Here is a 1306-nt window from a genome sequence, read left to right as displayed (position 1 = left end):
CACTATCGCTACAATATCATCAGGTTTTGTAACAGGAGTAAAAGCTGGTTCAGCCACAATAACTTATAAATGGAAAAATTTAGGAGTATGTCCTGATGGATTAATAAGTGGATTAATAACCGTAACATCAAAACCAGATGATATTATAACAACAAAATCAATATGTGCAGGAGAATCTTATAAATGGATTGATAATATTACTTACACAACATCTCAGACAGGACTCAGAATAAGCAATGACGTATGTATAGCCGATCAGGTTTTGAATCTTATGGTTACTCCTAAACCTGCCGATTTGGTATCAACAGAATCAATCTGTTCGGGGCAAACTTATACATGGCTTGTAGATGGTAATACTTACCATACATCAGGAACTTACAAAGTAGAAAATAACGGATGTACAGCGGATCAGGTTTTGAATCTTACGGTTACTCCTAAACCTGATGATATTGTTACGACAGAATCAGTATGTTCTGGACAAACTTATACTTGGCTTGTAGATGGAAATACTTATAACACATCAGGAACTTACAAAGTAACCAATGACGGATGTACAGCGGATCAGGTATTGAATTTGACTGTAGGATCTAAACCTGACGATATGGTAACAACGGAATCAATCTGTTCGGGGCAAACTTTCACGTGGCTTGTAGATGGAAATACTTACAGCGCATCAGGAACTTACAAAGTAGAAAATAACGGATGTCAATCTGTTCGGGGCAAACTTTCACGTGGCTTGTAGATGGAAATACTTACAGCGCATCAGGAACTTACAAAGTAGAAAATAACGGATGTACGGCGGATAAGGTATTGAATCTGACGGTTACTCCTAAACCTGACGATATGGTAACAACAGAATCAATCTGTTCGGGGCAAACTTTCACATGGCTTGTAGATGGAAATACTTATAATGCATCAGGAACCTACAAAGTAACTAATGACGGATGTACGGCAGATCAGGTATTGAATTTGACTGTTGGAGACAAACCTGCCGATGTGGTAACAACAGAATCAGTATGTTCTGGACAAACTTATACTTGGCTTGTAGATGGAAATACTTACAACGCATCAGGAACTTACAAAGTAGAAAATAACGGATGTACAGCGGATCAGGTCTTGAATTTGACTGTTGGAGACAAACCTGCCGATGTGGTAACAACAGAATCAATCTGTTCGGGGCAAACTTTCACGTGGCTTGYAGATGGAAATACTTACAGCGCATCAGGAACTTACAAAGTAGAAAATAACGGATGTACGGCGGATCAGGTATTGAATCTGACGGTTACTCCTAAACCTGACGATATGG

General features: G+C 38.9%; 2 pseudogenes. Both read left to right on the top strand.

Features of this window, described 5'->3' with window-relative positions:
- Positions 1–742: pseudogene (locus ASD98_RS24060) on the top strand (hypothetical protein); the annotation flags it as partial.
- Positions 703–1306: pseudogene (locus ASD98_RS19095) on the top strand (hypothetical protein); the annotation flags it as partial. The pseudogenes ASD98_RS24060 and ASD98_RS19095, both read left to right, overlap by 40 nt.

This window comes from Flavobacterium sp. Root186 (assembly GCF_001428525.1).
Taxonomy (GTDB): domain Bacteria; phylum Bacteroidota; class Bacteroidia; order Flavobacteriales; family Flavobacteriaceae; genus Flavobacterium.
Note: the sequence above shows the minus strand (reverse complement) of the source record. Positions and strands in the feature narration are given on the sequence as shown.